This window comes from Pseudomonas tritici (assembly GCF_014268275.3).
GTDB lineage: Bacteria > Pseudomonadota > Gammaproteobacteria > Pseudomonadales > Pseudomonadaceae > Aquipseudomonas > Aquipseudomonas tritici.
Window position 1 is genome coordinate 4384345 of sequence record NZ_CP077084.1, and the last position, 15572, is coordinate 4399916.

The 15572-nt window shown below is 61.0% G+C and carries 14 protein-coding genes; 8 read left to right on the forward strand and 6 right to left on the reverse strand.

Annotated features, from left to right (window positions below; translation table 11 throughout):
• Positions 1–564 precede the first annotated feature (564 nt).
• Genes HU722_RS19880 through HU722_RS19890 form a run of 3 tightly spaced genes read left to right on the forward strand, consistent with a single transcriptional unit; the run spans position 565 to position 3599 of the window.
• Positions 565–1599 (forward strand): alpha/beta hydrolase family protein, encoded by a 1035-nt coding sequence (locus HU722_RS19880; RefSeq protein WP_065891045.1) that lies wholly within the window; start codon positions 565–567, stop codon positions 1597–1599.
• Between the two features lie 32 nt (positions 1600–1631).
• On the forward strand, positions 1632–2150 hold the full coding sequence (locus tag HU722_RS19885) for a DUF2569 domain-containing protein (protein WP_065880842.1): 519 nt from the start codon (positions 1632–1634) through the stop codon (positions 2148–2150).
• Between the two features lie 54 nt (positions 2151–2204).
• On the forward strand, positions 2205–3599 hold the full coding sequence (locus tag HU722_RS19890; RefSeq protein ID WP_065874227.1) for an aminotransferase-like domain-containing protein: 1395 nt from the start codon (positions 2205–2207) through the stop codon (positions 3597–3599).
• Here the strand turns inward: HU722_RS19890 and panB are convergent.
• Positions 3587–4402, reverse strand: coding sequence for a 3-methyl-2-oxobutanoate hydroxymethyltransferase (panB, locus tag HU722_RS19895; protein ID WP_065874228.1), 816 nt, complete (start codon positions 4400–4402; stop codon positions 3587–3589). The two genes, HU722_RS19890 and panB, sit on opposite strands and share 13 nt — an antisense overlap.
• 150 nt (positions 4403–4552) lie before the next feature.
• Between panB and HU722_RS19900 the strand changes: the two genes are divergently transcribed.
• Entirely contained in the window at positions 4553–4714 is a 162-nt protein-coding gene (locus HU722_RS19900) for a DUF2986 domain-containing protein (protein WP_065874229.1), read from the forward strand.
• A 770-nt stretch (positions 4715–5484) separates the two neighbouring features.
• Here HU722_RS19900 and HU722_RS19905 read toward each other — a convergent pair.
• From HU722_RS19905 to HU722_RS19925, 5 genes are all read right to left on the reverse strand, one after another.
• Entirely contained in the window at positions 5485–6282 is a 798-nt protein-coding gene (locus tag HU722_RS19905; protein ID WP_065880841.1) for a DNA/RNA non-specific endonuclease, read from the reverse strand.
• A gap of 133 nt (positions 6283–6415) precedes the next feature.
• Entirely contained in the window at positions 6416–7435 is a 1020-nt protein-coding gene (locus HU722_RS19910; RefSeq protein ID WP_065891046.1) for a sensor histidine kinase, read from the reverse strand.
• Positions 7436–7443: 8 nt separating this feature from the next.
• On the reverse strand, positions 7444–8904 hold the full coding sequence (locus HU722_RS19915; protein ID WP_065874232.1) for an ATPase domain-containing protein: 1461 nt from the start codon (positions 8902–8904) through the stop codon (positions 7444–7446).
• Positions 8901–9335, reverse strand: a complete 435-nt coding sequence (locus HU722_RS19920; RefSeq protein ID WP_065874233.1) for a hypothetical protein — start codon at positions 9333–9335, stop codon at positions 8901–8903. The genes HU722_RS19915 and HU722_RS19920 overlap by 4 nt, the downstream gene beginning before the upstream one ends.
• A gap of 62 nt (positions 9336–9397) precedes the next feature.
• Positions 9398–10609 (reverse strand): MFS transporter, encoded by a 1212-nt coding sequence (locus HU722_RS19925; RefSeq protein WP_065874234.1) that lies wholly within the window; start codon positions 10607–10609, stop codon positions 9398–9400.
• 121 nt (positions 10610–10730) lie between these two features.
• On the opposite strand from HU722_RS19925, the gene HU722_RS19930 reads away from it, so the two are divergent.
• The 4 genes from HU722_RS19930 to HU722_RS19945 all read left to right on the forward strand — a co-directional run bounded on the left by HU722_RS19930 (position 10731) and on the right by HU722_RS19945 (position 15567).
• Positions 10731–11435 (forward strand): TetR/AcrR family transcriptional regulator, encoded by a 705-nt coding sequence (locus HU722_RS19930; RefSeq protein ID WP_065874235.1) that lies wholly within the window; start codon positions 10731–10733, stop codon positions 11433–11435.
• A gap of 182 nt (positions 11436–11617) precedes the next feature.
• Complete coding sequence (locus HU722_RS19935) at positions 11618–12139, forward strand: sigma-70 family RNA polymerase sigma factor (RefSeq protein WP_065874236.1); 522 nt, start codon at positions 11618–11620, stop codon at positions 12137–12139.
• Positions 12136–13086, forward strand: a complete 951-nt coding sequence (locus HU722_RS19940; protein ID WP_065891047.1) for a FecR family protein — start codon at positions 12136–12138, stop codon at positions 13084–13086. The genes HU722_RS19935 and HU722_RS19940 overlap by 4 nt, the downstream gene beginning before the upstream one ends.
• Before the next feature lie 75 nt (positions 13087–13161).
• A complete protein-coding gene (locus HU722_RS19945; protein ID WP_065891048.1) occupies positions 13162–15567 on the forward strand; it encodes a TonB-dependent siderophore receptor in 2406 nt (801 codons plus the stop codon).
• The last annotated feature ends 5 nt before the right edge of the window (positions 15568–15572 follow it).

A 15572-nucleotide genomic window follows, 5' to 3' on the forward strand; every position in this document is an offset into this window, starting at 1 on the left:
GCGAGTAGCACAACTTCACATCCTCCATGATGCTTTCAGGATAGTAAGTCGTATTCCATTGCACTTCCACTAACTGCTTGGGATCAGCGAGGGTCCCGGGTGGAAAATCAGAGTTCACAACACTGAAACTTGCGAACCCTACACCGTGACTGGTATCGGAATTAGATAACACGAGCACGGGGCCGGGCGCCTCAGACTTAGGAATAGACCTTTCCTGCGCCTGCACTACTTCGTTAATGAAAATCACCAAAGCAGCAACCAATGCGAGCAGATATTTGCGTGGGACTGAACTACGAACAAACACAATCGTGCCTTCCATAATCATCACCATAGCGTCAGGAGTAAACACATAAGGCTCAAATCAATCCAACTGTAAGATTTACGCCCCCACCATTGCACGATTAATTAACCGAATAAAGCCACCCACGTCCTAAAATAACGAAGGACAACGCCGTCATACTTAAAAGTAGGAATACGTCAGCAACTTCCTAGTCCCGCCTCCCCTCTATTAAAACGTTCTGTTTCAAGGCATGATGCGGCCCTCACATCAAGGACGATAAAACTGTGAAAAGCACCCTCACCGCACTGCTGCTGATTATCATGGCGGCGCCGGTATTCGCCGATACCACAGCTATCGGCTTCAAAAACATCACCGTCCTTGATAAGCAGCGCCCGTTGCAAATGGTCGTCTGGTACCCCACCGCCACCACCACCGCACCCGAGCTGATTCGTGACGACGCAGTGTCCTTCGGTGCCCTCGCGGTGCCCGACGCGCCTGCGCAAAGCGGCGAACACCCGCTGGTGGTGCTCTCCCATGGTTACGGCGGTAACTGGGGCAATCAGGTGTGGCTGGCCAGCGCCTTGGCCCATCGGGGTTACATCGTGGCGGCGGTCAACCATCCCGGCACCACCAGCAAGGACCGCAGCCCGCAGGCTGCCGCGCAGTTATGGCAACGGCCCAAAGACCTGAGCCGGGCCATCGATGCGGTGATCGCCCAGCCGAAGCAGTTCGGCACGGTGGCGGAAAACCGGATCGCCGTGGTGGGTCACTCTATTGGGGGATGGACGGCCATGGAAATCGCCGGTGCCCGCTTCGACCCGGACCTCTTCGCCCAGGACTGCACTGCACACCCGAAGTTGGGTGGCTGCATCGGCTACCAGCAGATCAAACCCGCCGAGACACCGGCTGCGAAGGCCCAACTGGCCGCTGCCCTGCGCGACCCACGCGTCGGCGCCGTGGTGACATTGGACCTGGGCCTGTCGCGCGGCTTCACCGACGCCAGCCTGGCCGCACTGCCGGTGCCGGCACTGGTGATTGCGGGGGGCGTGCCAACGGAGGATATGGACCCCAACCTGGAGTCCGCCGACATGGCCAAGCGGTTGCCTAAAGCATCGACGCACTACGTAGAGATCGCCGACGCCACTCACTTCAGCTTTATGTCGACCTGCAAGCCGGGCGGCATGGCGTTGATCGAAGAGGACTCGCCAGGCGATGGCATGATTTGCCGCGATGGTGAAGGGGCCCGACCCAGAGTAGAGATCCAACAACAGGTGGTAGGACTGATTACTACGTTTCTGCGGCAATCGTTCAGCAAATGAATTCGAACCCTTACTCACCCACGGAGTGCAACATGCAAGAGAGCAACGATTTGAAAGGATTACGAGGCTGGCTCGTGCTCGTTGGAATAGGCCTGTTTATATCGGTTATCCGCCTAAGCTATAACGTTCTCGCCGTGTATTACCCCATCTTCGCAAATGGCACTTTTACGGCTGTGAGCACGCAGGGATCGTCCTTGTATAACCCGCTATGGGCGCCGATTCTGATTTCAGAAACAGTCATCAGCGTACTACTGGCTGCTACCTATGCTTATTTGGTCTACCTGTTCCTCAGGAAGCATTACTTGTTCCCCAAGGTGTATATCGCCACGGTCATTTTCTCGGTGATTTTCATTCCTCTCGATGCCTGGGTCTGCTCGTTTGTCCTGGTGAATCAGCCCCTGTTCGATTACAACACACTAAAAGAAATGGTCCGGGCATTGTTTGGCTTGTTTATCTGGGTGCCTTACATGCTGGTATCCAAGCGGGTACAGGCAACGTTTGTAGAGCATAGGCCTGAGAGCGCTGACACTCGCACCGTCGTCAACCTTTAACAGAGCACCCTGCCCGTGTCCCCTGCAATGGCAAGTCATGCGGCGCAAAGGGTTATGGATACACCTAAAGGCGCCCCGTTCGCCTATCAAGCGGTGTACCGCTACCTCGTCGAGTTGATCGAGGCAAGCCCTTCGCAAGGCGACCACAAGTTGCCGTCGCTGCGCCAGTTGGCGCAGCGCCTCGGCGTATCGGTGTCGACCACCAAGTACGCCTACGCGCTCCTTGAGGATGAAGGACGGGTATACGCCAGGGCCAAGTTCGGTTACTTCACTTGTTTGATGCAGGCGCCTTTATTGACTGAGCGCGCACCCTGCCTGCTCGATCAGGTCTTTGCCAGCGCCCGCCAGCCGGGCATGCTGGCCCTGAGCAGCGACGCGCCGGCCATGCTGATGTCGCTGGAAAACCCACTGTTGATGATTGAGCGGGAGATGGCCCGCCAATACCCGCGCTCACTGGCACCGTTGTACCTGCCCTTTGGCGAACCGGAGCTGCGCGCTGCATTGGCCGAGCGCTACACCTGCGCCACTGACAACTACTGGCAGGCCGATCAGGTCTACGTCGGCGCGGACCTGCACAGCGTGCTGGAGTTGTCGCTGAACGCCTTGGGCTTGGCGGGCACAGTGGCGTTGGTGGAGTCACCGTGCTCGTGGGCGATCTTGCGCCAGCTCAAAGCCGCGAACATCCGCGTGATCGAACTGCACCTCGACGCCGACGGGCGCTTCGACCTGCCTGCGCTCAATCACCTGCTCAAGCACGCGCCCATTCGCCTGGCGGTGCTGTCGTCCACCGTGAACATCCCCCACGGCAGCCGCATGCCGGCTGAGGATAAACAGCAGATCTGCCAATGGCTGGCGGAGCGGGATATCTGGTTGTTCGAAAACGACACCTACGGCGAGTTGTATTTCACACCCCGGCCGGCCCGCTATCGCGACGTTGCCGACCCGCAGAAACTGCTGGTGTTCTCGACTTTCGACAAGGTGATCGGCTCGGAGGCACCCTACGGCTATGTGCTGTGCCGTGGGTTTGGGGCGCAGTTGCAGCAGGCGTTCCTGGCGCGGGCATTTCGTCTGTCGCCGATCCGCCAGAAGGCGATTGCCAAGCTATTCACCTCCAAGCGCATCGACGCGCATCTGCACACACTACGGGCCTTGTTGCAGGACTGTATGACCCGGATGAAAGGCCTGCTGGACGAACACGGCAAGGGTGCCTTTGAGGTGCAGATCCCGCAGGGCGGCGCGTGCTTTTGGCTTGAAGCCACGCACCCGGTCGACATGCACCGCGTGTTCGATCGCCTGCTGGCAGAACGCATCGTCATCGCCCCCGGCGAACTGTTCAGCCAGCAAGGTGCCTGGAAGCAGCATGTGCGCCTGAGCTTTACCCTCGATTGGAGCAAGGACATCGCCCAGGCCGTGGAGCAACTGGCCCGGGCAATCCGTCAAAGCCCGTAACAGTGCCGCGCCTCAGGGAAACGACCGTGACGCACGTCGTCGGCAAACCGCTCGCAGGCATCGCGGATCACCGCGCCCACGTCCGCGTATTGTTTGACGAAGCGTGGCATCTGCTCGCCGCCCAGGCCCAGCACATCTTCAGTCACCAGGACCTGGCCGTCGCAGGCCGGTGAAGCACCGATGCCGATCGTGGGCATTGCCGAATCGAGGGTAATCTGCCGGGCCACGCCCTCTGCCACCCCTTCGAGCAACAGGCTGAACGCACCCGCCTGCAGATTGGCTCGTGCATCCTCGGCAATCCGAGCACCGGTTTCGGCGGTGAGCCCCTGAGCCTTGAAGCCGCCCATCACGTTGACGAACTGCGGCATCAGCCCCACATGCGCCATCACCGGAATACCGCGCGCCACCAGAAACTCGACGGTGCCGGCTAACGCCTGGTTGGCTTCCAGCTTGACGGCGTCGCAGCCGGTGCGCGCCAGCACCTGGGCGCAATTGCGAAAGGCCTGTTCATTGGATTCCTGATAACTGCCAAACGGCATGTCGGCAATCACACAGGCCAGGCGCGTGCTATCGACCACGGCCCGGGTGTGGCCGATGATTTCTTCAAGTTGCATGCTCAAGGTCGAGGGACGGCCATACCCGACCATGGCCGTGGAATCACCGACCAGGATGAAATCGACCAAAGGATCGATCAGCTTGGCGATGGCGCTGGAGTAAGCCGTCAGGGAGACGATTTTCTGCTGGCTCTTCATGGCGACCAGTTGCGGGACGGTCATGCGTTGGGTGCGGCTGTGGATGCTCATCAGTGTCGTCCGTTGTGCGCTGGAGGACCCGATTATTGGCAAAAGTGAGGGCGATTCAATGCACAGATTGGTGCTAAAAAGCGACTCAGGGAATGGCGTCGGTTTTTAAGCTGGTATCATCCCGAGCCTGTACAGCCCGGGTAGAAAGACATGAACCGCCAGAAAAAACTGAAGCAGCTCTTCAAGGCCAAGGCCAAAAAGGCCAGCGCCAAATTGGCGCCGAAGAAAAAGGATACGTACGTCAGCAAGGCAGACCGGGAAAAGCTGGCGGCTGAAGCGGTTCAAGAGCCAGGCGTGTCCCCGGAAAGCTGATTCAGCCACCGCTCAACACCTCAGGCAAACGAAAACTCAACCAACACCGCCAATCCCCTGTGGGAGCTGTCGAGCTTTAGCGAGGCTGCGAAAGCGGTGGGTCAGGCGATGGAGATGTTTGCAGTACCGCCGCCTTCGCAGCCTCGCCTGGGCCCGACAGCTCCCACATTTGATCTTTATCGCTGCTGGAATTGCGCCCGCAGCCAAGACCGAAATCCAACCAACACCGCCAATCCCCTGTGGGAGCTGTCGAGCTTTAGCGAGGCTGCGAAAGCGGTGGGTCAGGCGAGGAAGATGTTGGCAATGCCGCCGCCTTCGCAGCCTCGCTGGGGCTCGACAGCTCCCACCTTTGATCTTTGTCGCTGCTGAAATTGCGCTCGCGGCCAAAACCGAAATCCAACCAACACCGCCAATCCCCTGTGGGAGCTGTCAAGCTTTAGCGAGGCTGCGAAAGCGGTGTGTCAGGCGATGGAGATGTTGGCAGTGCCGCCGCCTTCGCAGCCTCGCTGGGGCTCGACAGCTCCCACATTTGATCTTTATCGCTGCTGAAATTGCGCTCGCGGCCAAAACCGAAATCCAACCAACACCGCCAATCCCCTGTGGGAGCTGTCGAGCTTTAGAGAGGCTGCGAAAGCGGTGGGTCAGGCGATGGAGATGTTGGCAATGCCGCCTTCGCAGCCTCGCCTGGGCTCGACAGCTCCCACATTTGATCTCTGCTGCGGTTGGGTGCTGCGCCCGCCGTGCCGGTCAGGAGAGTGGAGATGCGTCGGTCAACCCCTCCCCACCGACCCTGACACCGGAAGATTCCCCAGCAACTTGAGGCCGGTGCTCTTCACAAAGGTGTCGTAGTCCATCGGCTTCTGGATGCGCGTCTCAGCGTTGGGTAGCACATACGCCCAGGCTCGCTTGCTTGAGGCGTCGTACACCAATTTAAACAGCCGCGTCGGCACCCAGACGTGGTTGTCGCCAATGGTGCCGTGGCCCGGGTCGAACAGCGGACCGGTGAATACATACACATCGCCGCCAGCACGCTTGGCAAACTTGCGCACGTCGGCCTCGACCTTGCTCCAGATCTTGCGGTTGTTGGTGGGGTCTTGCGGCACCATGTTCGACAGTGCGAAGGATTGGGCCATCGCGTGGGCATCCGGTGCGTCGGCGGCCGGGGCCTGGTGGCCGCGGTCCACAGCCGGGTGCTGGCTGCGGTAGTCACTCAACTCAGCGCGCCCAGCCTTGGGGATGCGTGGGTCGGGGTAGAACTGGTTGGTACGCTCCTCGCCTTTCGCCTCTTTCAACTGCGCGGCATTCAGGCGTTCGACCACCACCAGCGGCGTCTTGCTGGTTTGCGAGTACAGCACTGCAAACGTGTCGGAACACAGCGCCAGAGGTTTCATCGACGCGGGGATGGTGGCGGTTTTGATCGGCGTGTTGGCAGGGAAAAGCTCAGCGCAACCCTCAAATGAAGCGCGTTGCTCGGTGGGGGTGTAGGGGTTTGCCAGATTGCGGGCTTCTACAGCGGTAGAGAGCAAAACAAGGGCCGACAGCCCGACTGCAATGTTGCGTAGGTACATGCTTTAGATCTTATGCTGAGGGTAAAACGGACGACAGGTTCCGAGGCACGGAACCGACAGGCGCACGACCACAGACAGCCGTGCGGGGTTTATGGACCCTCATAAGTCACTTTGGTGCCGCGCGTTCGCCCCATTACACCGACAGGGGCAGCATCACCACAAATTCGCTGCCCTTGCCATGCCCGTCACTCTTGCCCGAGACCGTGCCGCCGTGGGCTTCGACCAGTTCGCGCACGACGGTCAAGCCAATGCCCAGGCCGGCGCTGTTGAACCCGATGGCGTGGGCGTCTTGCACATAAGGATCAAAAATGAACGGCAGGGCATTGGCGGTCACGCCGATGCCATTATCGGAAATGCAGATCCTCAGTTGCTCGGCCTCCACAGTGACCACCATCGAGACGGTGCCACCGGTCTGGGTGTACTTGGCCGCATTGCCCAGCAGGTTGTGCAGGATCTGCGCGAGCCGCACGGGGTCACCGCTCATGATCAGGCTAGCGTCGGGAAGCGCCACGTCGAACTGCTGATTTCGCGCGATCATCACCGGGCTGCACGCGTCGACCGCGGCATTCAAGATGCGCAGCATGTCCACCTCGCGACACTGGATGCGCAGCTTACCGGTGCTGGCGCGTGAGACATCCAGCAGGTCGTCGACCAGTTGGGAAATATGCTGGACCTGGCCTTCGATCAACTCACGCATGCGCGGCAGTTGGTCGCTGGGCAGCCTGACCATGCGCTCGGCAATCAGGCTGATAGGCGTCAGCGGGTTACGCAGTTCATGGGCGACCATCGCCAGGATGCTTTTCTGCTGGCCCAGTGCAAGCTCGGCCGTGGCCTGAAGGTCCTGGGCGCTGAGTGCGGCGATCACCAATTGCGCATTCGCTTCGCGCAGCTCCTGGAACAACAGCAGCTCCTCGACCTGAGGCGCCGCGATTGCGTCGGATTGCGTCAGGAGTATTGCCAGCACCAGTTGCTGATTGGCTTCGATCAGTTGCTCGACGTGCTGGGCGTCTTCCAGACGATTATTCGCGTCACTCAGCTGATCCTGCAGCGCAGCCAATACCGCGCGGGCTTCAACGGTTTTGCGGCCAAGCAGGAAGAGTTCGTGGGCAGCATTGGCTACCTTACGCTCCTCCTCTCCAGCACGGTCACTCATGAGTCAGCTCAAACATTGTCACTCCCTGTGTTCCGGGTAGTCGGGCGACCGCCGAGCAGTCCTTCCTGATCGGGAAGCATCTCGCCGATCTGCAGGCCATCGTCAGTGATGCGGTATTGGCGCAACTCATCGCAGTGGGCACTGGCACGCACTTTGACCACCGCCATGATGCGCAACAGGCGGCTACGCACTTCAATGTAGCGCTGCACGATGATCGCGTCGGTCAGGAACGCCGTGCCGTAGGGGCTGAAGCGCAGGTCGGTGTAGCGGTCTTCCAGTTCCGAGGTCATCAACACGCTGACGCCGACGCGGGTCAACGCCGTGACCATGCGCGACAACGACTCACGAAAGTCCGCCCGGAAGGTCGGCGCCAAGGCCAGCTCAAAGCCCGACAGTGAATCGATGACCACCCGCGTGGCGTTCAAGCGCCTGATTTCACTGAGCAACTGCTGGACGATTTCGTCGATCGACAGGTCCGGCGCCCGGCTGTCCACCAGGCTGACGTTGCCACAGGTAATCAGGTCGGCCAGTGTGGCGTTTTGCGAGCGGTTGGGCCGTTGCTCGAAGACCGCAATCACGCCGGTTTCGCCATTACGCGCACCCTCGGCCAGGAACGTCGCCGCCAGGATGCTTTTGCCCGACCCCGAAGGCCCCGCGACCAACAGTGAGTAGCCCCGTGGCAGGCCGCCTCCGAGCATCTCGTCAAGGCGTGGCACGCCCATTTTGAGGCGTTGGATAGGCCGCGGCATCGGTGTCTCGACCGGGTCGATGGCCGCGGGCGCGAAGACCTTGATGCCGGAGCTCTCGATACGGAAGGTGTGCAGCCCCGGCAAGGTCGGCTGGCCGCGCATCTTCATGATTTCCATCTTGCGCACCATCGAATTGCGCTCGACGCTCTGGCGCAACCAGATCAGCCCATCGGCCACGGTGAAAATCGGGTTGGTGTCGGTTTCGGTGAAATACTCGCCGATCAGAAAGGTGGTCGCCTGCCAGGTCGTCATCAACATGCCCAGTTGCTGAACGAACTGCGGCAGGTTGTTATTGGGGTTGGTCTGCGTCTGGCTGGCCAGCACCACGGAGCGGAAGGAATCGACAAACACCAGCGACGGCGAATGTGTCTCCACTTCGCTGACAATTCGCCGCAACACCTCATCCAGATTACCGGCCAGGGTGTCATCGGCCAGGTTGATATAGCGGATCGACTGGTTGATCGCTTCATTATCGAAAAAGTCGAACTGCTGCTGATAACGCAGCATCTTCAGCGGCGGCTCGCCCAACACGGTGAAAAACAGCGCGGGGCGTTCAGGGGTCGCGAGGGCAAACATCATTTGATGCGCCAGCGTGGTCTTGCCGCAGCCAGGTGGGCCGGCGATCAGGTTGAACGAAAATTCCGGCAATCCTCCGCCCAGCACCTCGTCCAGACCTGGCACACCGGTAGCCAGGCGGTTGATAGTTACTTTGGAGCTCATGGCGAATTTTCCTGCGAAGGGGTGTCGCTCAAAGAAGGTTCCCACACGTTGCGCAGTAACCGGGCCGTCAGCGACCGCCCGACCAGCGAGGTCAGCAACGTATAAAAAGTGGTCAGCAGCACCTCACCGAAAAACAGCGCATCGGCTTCGCTTTGCTCGATCAATACGGTTTTGAGGCCGATCAGATCCGGCGTGACCTGTACACGTTCGTACGTGCCAGCCAGCCGGGAGTGCTTCGAGGCACTGAGGAGCAGGCTGCGGCGCAAGAGCGCCACAACCCCTTGCTGCCCGATGATGGGCGTGAGTGCTGCGTCCATGTCCTGCAATATCGAAATGATCGCCTCGGCGATGCCTGCGATATCAGCGGTGGGACCAACACGGTGCGCCAGAGACGCTACGATCTGGCGGCTCTCTTCGCTTAGCGTGGACATGACAGGCTAATATCTGATGAATTGAGGTACCAGCCTACACCCTATGGCGGTCGACCGAAGGTTTAATGAGCCATGGCCTCTATATGGGTCCGTCGCCCTGGCTTAAAACCATGATCACGTGCCGCCCACGCGATCACCAGCGCCACGCCGATCAATACCAGCATTGCCCATGGAAACGCCGCTACGCCCCAGTGGTCCAGCAATACCCCGCCCATCACGCCGCTCGCGGCAATCGCGCTGTTCCACGCCACCACATTCAGCGACAACGCCACATCCGCGCCATCACCCGCCGCATCCGCGAGGGCCGTTTGCAGCAAGGTGGCGGCACCGCCGAAACTCAAGCCCCACACGGCGACACCGACGTAGACCACGCCAGGCACCTCGCCCGACACGCCAAACACCAGCGAGATCACCGCAAATACCACCAGGCTGACCAGCACTGTCTTGCGTAATAACGGCTCGACCAGCTTGGCCGTCAACCAAATCCCCGCCAATGCGGCAATGCCGAATACCAGCAACACCACGTCCACCCGCCCAGCCAGCCCCGCCCGTGCGACGAACGGGGCGATGTAGGTGTACAGAATGTTGTGCGCCAGCATCCAACTGATGACCACCGCCAGCACCGGCCACACGCCCGGCGTCGTCAGCACCTTGCCCAACGACACGCGTTGATGCGCGGGTTGGGGCGCGTAGTCCGGGACTTTCACCAGCACCCACACAATCAACACCAGGCTAACCGCCGACATCAGACCGAACGTGGTGCGCCACCCCAGCAGCCCACCCAGCCACGTGCCCAGCGGCACACCCAACGACAAGGCAATCGGCGTGCCGACCATCGCCAACGCCAGCGCCCTGCCCTGTTGATGCGGCGCAACCATGCGCCGGGCGTAACCGGCCAGCAGGCTCCAGGCCAACCCTGCCGCCACACCGGCGAAGAAGCGCGCCACCAGAGTCACGCCATAGTGAGACGACAGCGCGGTGATGGAGTTGAACAATAAAAAACCGACGATGGTCAGCAGCAACACATTGCGTCGGCGCCAGCCACGGGTAGCAATCGTCATGGGAATCACCGCCAACAACGAACCCAGTGCATAAGCGGTGACCATCTGCCCGGCCATAGAGGGCGAAATCGCCAAGCCGTCGCTGATCAACGGCAAGAGGCCGGCGGGCAAGGTTTCGGTGACGATGCAGATAAAGCCGGTCATGGCCAAGGCGAGCAAGGCGCCGATGGGCAGGCGGTCGGATGACCTAGATAACGTCAGTGAGGGTGTCACGGTAAACTCCTTGAGCGAGACTTAGATACTGATCGATATAGATGTTGCCGGCGACTGCAACACGTTGTCAACGACTTATGTATCGACTAGTATTTATATCGCTTTCCACCGGAGACCTGACATGGCGCAAATGGGCCGCCCCCGTACCTTCGATCGCGAACACGCTGTGGAACAGGCCATGCACCTGTTCTGGCAGCACGGCTACGACGCCACTTCCCTCGCCCAACTCAAGGCCGGCCTGGGTGGCGGAATCTCCGCGCCGAGTTTTTACGCGGCGTTCGGTTCCAAAGAGGCGTTATTTGACGAATGCGTGCAGCGCTACCTGGCGACCTACGCCCAGGTCACCGAATGCCTGTGGGACGAAAGCCTGATACCGCGCCAGGCCGTTGAGACAGCGCTGCGTCAGTCGGCGCGCATGCAGTGTGAAGACGGGCATCCCAAAGGCTGCATGGTGGCACTGGGGGTGATGAGCGCGCCAAGCCCGGAAAACGCGCGGGTGGCGACTGGGTTAACGCAGTCGCGGCTGCGCACGCGCGCTGGGATTGTGGCCTGCGTGGAACGGGCGATACGCCTGGGGCAGTTACCGCAGACGCTCAACCCGGCCGTGATGGCGACGGTGTTTGACAGCTTCCTGCAGGGCATTTCGATCCTGGCACGGGACAATGTGCCCCATGCCACTCTCGACGCGGCGATCAGCCAACTGCTGCTCACCTGGGATATCGCCGCCTCTGCTGTACCGCCCCTTCGTCCCGACGTTGCCTCAGGAAATCCACAATCGCCCGCACTCGATGCGGCCCATACCGCCCATGGGCATACAGCAAGGTAAACGGCCGCGAGCGTCCGTGATAAGGCAGCAACACCTCCACCAAACTGCCACCGACCCTTACTCGGCGGTGAGGCTGCTGGGGCTGCCCAGTTGCAAATCTTCGAAATGGCGCTTCACGCTTGCTTTCGCTGATGACACACCGCTAATCTTGCGAATAATTCTTATCCGCAGACTTAGCCTCCATGTCGGCCAGCAATCTTCCCTTGAACCAGGCGGTCCAGGCGCTCTACACCGAGCACCATGGCTGGTTGTTCGGCTGGCTGCGGAAAAAGCTCGGCTGCCCGTATAACGCGGCGGATCTCTCCCACGACACGTTCCTGCGTATCCTCGCCTCCCGCGACGCGCTGGGAGCGATGCGTGAACCGCGGGCGTTCCTCACGACCACGGCGCGTCACTTGATTATCGACCGCGCTCGCCGTCGCCAGCTGGAAGACGCGTATCTGCGGGAACTGGCGCTGACCATCGAGATGATGGAGCAGTGCCAGCAATCGCCGGAGCAAATCCTGGTCACCCTTGAAGCATTGGAACAGATCGCCTTCGTGCTCGACGGCCTGGCGCTGAATGCGCGGCGGGCGTTCCTGCTGTACTTCCTCGAAGGCCTGCGCCAAAGCGAAATCGCCAGCCGCCTGGGCATTTCCGAGCGCATGGTGCGCAAGCATCTGATGAATGCCTTGATGCATTGCAACCACGCGTTGGACGTATGAGCGACGACCTCGACCAGCAGGCCGCCAACTGGGTGATTCGCCATAACGAAGGCCACCTCAGCAAGCGCGAACAACAGCACTTCGAACGATGGAAAGCCGCCGACCCACGGCACGGTGCAGCCTTTGAGCGTTTGCAAGGCTTTGTCGGACGCTTGCAGGCAATGCGCCCGCAACAGGCGCCGGTGCAGGCTGCGCTGGAGGCCGCGCGGGTGCGTCGGCGCAACCCGGCGGGCCGCGTGCTGCTGGGACTGTTGGTGGCCTTGCCGGTGGCCCTCGCGTTGCGGGCTTACCCTCCCAGCTATCTGCTGGCAGACCAGCGCACCGCCCCGGCGCAATGGCAACGCGTCAACCTGGAAGACGGTTCGCAACTGACCCTCAGCGGCAACAGCGCCGTGGACCTGACCTTCAATGGCGAGCAACGCCAGGTGCGTTTGCTGCGCGGTGAAATCCTGGTGCAGGTTGCCCATGATGCGACACGGCCGTTTACCGTGGTCACCGATGACGGCCAAATGCGCGCCCTTGGCACGCGCTTTACGGTAAAGCGCGAGACGCCGGGCACCCTGCTCAGCCTGCTTGAATCCAAAGTCGCGGCGACTGGCGCCAGCCAGCATGACGCCGTACACGTCAGCGCCGGCGAGCAAGCGCGCATCACGCCGAACGCTGTCACGCTGCTCGGCAAGATCGACCCACGCACCACCGACGATGCCTGGCAGCGCCATCAACTGGTGGTGCAGGACCGGCCATTGCCGGAGGTGCTCGACGAACTGGCGCGCCAATTCGGCGGCCATGTGCAGTTCAATCGCGAGCAACTGGCCGACCTGCGTGTTTCCGCCGTATTGCCGCTGGATAACCCACGCCGCGCCCTGCAGTTGATTGCCGATGGTCTGCCGGTGCGTATCCGCGCGTTCAGCCCGCTGTGGTTGCAGATTGAGCGTCACGAAAAATAGTCTTGCGGGCCGGGTTCCGCTTTTCACGACTGCTGCGTCAAGGAAGAAAGCACCTCAATCACAGGAATTTCTTCCATGCCCCGCCACTTCAAGCGTTCTGCGTTGCCCCTCGCCCTGGCGATCAACCTGGCCAGCCTGGCTGCGCTGACCCTGGCCATCAGCAGCCCGGTGGCGGCGCAAGAAACCGTGCGTTATGCCATCGCCGCCGGCGCCTTGGGCCCGGCGTTGAACCTGTTTGCCCAGCAGGCGCATGTGGCGCTGCTGTTCGACAGCAAGACCGTCGCTGGCCTGAACACCGCCGGTTTGCAAGGCGACTACCCGGTGGCGCAGGGCTTCGCCCAGTTGCTGCGCGGCAGCGGTTTGCAGGCGGTGCAAGGCACCAACGGTTACGTACTGGTGCCACTCACGACCAGCGGCTCGCTGGAGCTGGGCCCCACCGCCATCACCGGCCTCAGCGAAGAACGCAGCACTGACCACGTCAAAGGCTACGTCGCCACGCGCAACCTCAGCGCCACCAAGACCGACACCCCGATCATCGAAACCCCGCAATCGCTGTCGGTGGTCACCAATGACGAAATCCGTGACCGCCAATCCGAAACGCTCTCGCAAACCCTCGACCTCACGCCGGGCTTCACCAGCCAGCCCACCAGTTTCAACCGCACCTCGGACCGCTTCCGTATTCGCGGTTTCGACGTGGAATCCGCCACGGGTGGCTCCCTGCGCGATGGACTGCGCCTGCAAAACAACTCCTACGACGGCGTGCAGGAACCCTATGGGCTGGAACGCGCCGAGGTGATTCGCGGCGCGGCGTCGGTGCTGTACGGCCAACTGTCGCCGGGCGGCTTGATCAACACCGTGAGCAAGCGCCCAAGCCAAACGCCCTACCACGAGATCAACCTGCAAGCCGGGCAGAACGATCGCAAGCAACTGTCCGCCGACTTCACGGGCCCGGTGGGCGACAGTGACACCTTGAGCTACCGCCTGACCCTGCTCGACCGCAAGAGCGACACCGCTGCCGATCACATCCAGAACGACAAGGTCTACGTCGCCCCGGCCCTGACCTGGCAACCGGATGACGATACGTCGCTGACCCTGCTGTCGTTCTATCAGAAGACCGAGACAGGCTTCTCCGCGCCCCTGCCCTATCAGTTGACCAAGGGCGTGGGCAGCGGCGGTTTCCAGATCGGCCGCCACGACTTTATCGGCGAGCCGGACTACGACGAAATGAATGGCGAGATGTCTGCGCTGGGCTATGAATTCGAACACCGCTTCGATGAGCACACGCGCATCAGCAACAAGCTGCGCTACTACCAGTCGGATGTGACGTGGCGGTACCTGCAAGTCAACACCGCCGGCATCGCCGCCGCGCAGACCACCGGCATCCTGCGCCGCCAATACAGCGACCGCCAAGAGCGCTCGCGGGGCCTGGCCAGCGACACCAACATCGAAAGCAAATGGCAATTCGGCGACTGGCAGCACACCTTCCTGCTGGGCTTCGACGGCTATGACACCAGCTACGACTCGCATAACTTCCGTGGCACTGCACCGTCACTGAACCTGGCAACCTACAACTACGGCCAGCCGGTGGTGGTGAACCGCAACCCGGCAACCGACCGCGGTTCGCAGATCGATACCCTGCAAAAAGGCCTCTATTTCCAGGACCAGATCAAGTTCGATGAGCGTTGGATTCTGCTGTTGGGCGCACGCCATGACTGGGCCGACCAAGACACCGAACTGTTCCGCAATTCCGCCAAGAGCAGCCAGAGCGATGAAGCCACCACCTGGCGCGCGGGCCTGGTGTACAAGGCCGACAATGGCGTGGCGCCCTATATCAGCTACAGCGAGTCGTTCTTCCCGGTGGCCGGCACCAACAAGGCGGGGCAAAGCTTTGTCCCCACCGAGGGCAAGCAGTATGAAATCGGTATCCGCTATCAGCCCGAAGGCAGCGCCACGCTGCTGAGTGCAGCGGTGTACCAGTTGGAACAGCGCAACGTGCTGAGCCAGGACCGCACCGATCTCAACTTCTCGGTGCAGGTCGGCGAAGTGCGCTCGCGTGGCTTCGAGCTCGAAGCCAAGACCGAAGTCACCCCCAACCTCAGCCTGATCTCGTCCTACGCCTATATCGATGCACGCATTACCAAAAGCGATATCGCCAGCGAAATCGGCCAACGCAGTGAAGACACGCCTTACCACCAGGCCGCCCTCTGGGCCGACTACCGCCTGGCGGCATTGGGTATCCCGCAACTGCGCATCGGCGGCGGCGCCCGCTACAAAGGCACGACCCAAGCCTCCGGCGTACCGTCATCAATGCCCGCCTACACCCTGTACGACGCGCGCGCCAGCTACGAAATCGATCCGCATTGGGAAGTCGCGCTTAACGCCAACAACGTCACCAACAAACGCTACACCTACTGCGAATTCGCGATTTGCCGCTATGGCGATGAGCGGCAGTTGGTCAGTTCATTGACGTATCGCTGGTAGCGCTA

What these genes read in the sequence shown, in the direction of transcription:
- HU722_RS19885 (WP_065880842.1), top strand. Translation starts at nt 1,632, where the DNA reads ATGCAAGAGAGCAACGATTTGAAAGGATTACGAGGCTGGCTCGTGCTC.
- HU722_RS19890 (WP_065874227.1), top strand. Translation starts at nt 2,205, where the DNA reads ATGGATACACCTAAAGGCGCCCCGTTCGCCTATCAAGCGGTGTACCGC.
- panB (WP_065874228.1), bottom strand. Translation starts at nt 4,402, where the DNA reads ATGAGCATCCACAGCCGCACCCAACGCATGACCGTCCCGCAACTGGTC.
- HU722_RS19900 (WP_065874229.1), top strand. Translation starts at nt 4,553, where the DNA reads ATGAACCGCCAGAAAAAACTGAAGCAGCTCTTCAAGGCCAAGGCCAAA.
- HU722_RS19905 (WP_065880841.1), bottom strand. Translation starts at nt 6,282, where the DNA reads ATGTACCTACGCAACATTGCAGTCGGGCTGTCGGCCCTTGTTTTGCTC.
- HU722_RS19910 (WP_065891046.1), bottom strand. Translation starts at nt 7,435, where the DNA reads ATGAGTGACCGTGCTGGAGAGGAGGAGCGTAAGGTAGCCAATGCTGCC.
- HU722_RS19915 (WP_065874232.1), bottom strand. Translation starts at nt 8,904, where the DNA reads ATGAGCTCCAAAGTAACTATCAACCGCCTGGCTACCGGTGTGCCAGGT.
- HU722_RS19920 (WP_065874233.1), bottom strand. Translation starts at nt 9,335, where the DNA reads ATGTCCACGCTAAGCGAAGAGAGCCGCCAGATCGTAGCGTCTCTGGCG.
- HU722_RS19930 (WP_065874235.1), top strand. Translation starts at nt 10,731, where the DNA reads ATGGCGCAAATGGGCCGCCCCCGTACCTTCGATCGCGAACACGCTGTG.
- HU722_RS19935 (WP_065874236.1), top strand. Translation starts at nt 11,618, where the DNA reads ATGTCGGCCAGCAATCTTCCCTTGAACCAGGCGGTCCAGGCGCTCTAC.
- HU722_RS19940 (WP_065891047.1), top strand. Translation starts at nt 12,136, where the DNA reads ATGAGCGACGACCTCGACCAGCAGGCCGCCAACTGGGTGATTCGCCAT.
- HU722_RS19945 (WP_065891048.1), top strand. Translation starts at nt 13,162, where the DNA reads ATGCCCCGCCACTTCAAGCGTTCTGCGTTGCCCCTCGCCCTGGCGATC.